The organism is Gemmatimonadota bacterium (genome assembly GCA_026706345.1).
Lineage (GTDB): Bacteria > JAAXHH01 > JAAXHH01 > JAAXHH01 > JAAXHH01 > JAAXHH01.
This window is the reverse complement of sequence record JAPOYX010000113.1, coordinates 1233-2565: the sequence shown is the minus strand read 5'-3', so window position 1 is coordinate 2565 and position 1333 is coordinate 1233. Positions and strand designations below refer to the sequence as shown.

The window sequence follows — 1333 nt, the reverse complement described above, 5'->3', positions numbered from 1 at the left end:
GTCCGCCGGCGTTTCCATCCGCTCGACGTGAGCGCAGTATTCATCCCAGATGCCTCTATAGCCGGCGGGGATGACCTCCTCCTGGCCGGTCTGTTGATAGATTTCGTACACAAAGTGAATGATGGCGGCGACCTGAGAACCGCACATCTCAATGACCCGATCCGAGGTCAGCGGCTCTCCGGGTTGCAGCACGACAGCCGTGGTAAAGGCCGCGGTATGGAAACTGTCGGGCAGGGTCCGACCGGCCTGTTCCGCCCCGACTTGGACCTGCTGCCAGTCGCCGAGAAAGGCGTCCGGTCCGGGCTTCACTCCGGCGACCCAGCCATCCCCGAACTCGCCCGCAGTTTTAAGCGCCCGTGGACCATTGGCGGCGACAATCATCGGAATCGGATCGGCCAGGTTCAGGAAGTGTAAATCCTGATGCAGAAAACGGATCGTCCGCGTGGTGTCGTTATAGGTGTATGCAACTTCTTCCCCCCGCAGGAGCGTCTTGACCACCCGGAGATACTCTCGGAAGTCTCGAATACGCATCGGCTGCATACCCATGACCCGCATAGCCGTATGTCCGGTACCGATACCCAAAAAGACTCGGCCCGGCGCGAGGCGATTAATGGACGCAATGGAGTGGGCGGTGACCGGGGCGATTCTCGTCCCAGGGATGGCGACTCCCGTCCCAATCTGGATACGCGACGTGTGCTGGGCGGCCAGGGCTAAGGTAGTGTAACAGTCCGACCAGATCATCTGCGAGTCGGGGATCCAGGCGCGGTCATAGCCCAGTTCCTCGGCATATTGGATCAACTGCCAGTCGTCGATCTTCGTAGCAACACAAATCCCGAACTGCACGGTCCGTCCTCCTTCTAGTCAGGCGTCCCTGCTGAGTTCCTCGCCCGCTCGATACACGCCAACACCCGCTCCGGGGTGAGCGGGATTTCGCTCACCTGGACTCCGAACGGGGAGAGCGCATCGGCAACTGCGTTCGCAATCGCCGCCGGCGGCGCAATGGCCCCCCCTTCGCCTATACCTTTGATGCCGCCCTGGCTGAAAGGTGAGGGCGATTCAATATGTCCAATCTCGACGTGCGGAACGTCTACCGCTGTAGGGACGAGATAATCCATGAGCGTACCGGTCAAGAACTGTCCATTCTCGTCGTAGAGGGCATGTTCATACATGGCCGTGCCGATACCCTGGGCGACACCGCCCTGAATTTGCCCATCGACAATGATGGGGTTGATAATCCTGCCGCAGTCCTCAACAACGATGTAGCGCCGCAGGCTGATCTGCCCGGTTTCAACATCCACCTCGACCGTTGCCAGGTGCGTCGCATTGGAATGCG

Annotated in this window: 2 protein-coding genes; both read right to left on the bottom strand. The window is 60.1% G+C overall.

Annotation, left to right across the window (positions count from 1 at the left end):
• Positions 1-843 (bottom strand): LLM class flavin-dependent oxidoreductase (locus OXG98_07890; GenBank protein ID MCY3771924.1); only part of this gene is annotated, 843 nt, incomplete at its 3' end.
• Between the two features lie 14 nt (positions 844-857).
• The coding region (locus OXG98_07885) for a molybdopterin-dependent oxidoreductase (GenBank protein ID MCY3771923.1) at positions 858-1333 on the bottom strand (476 nt) is incomplete at its 5' end.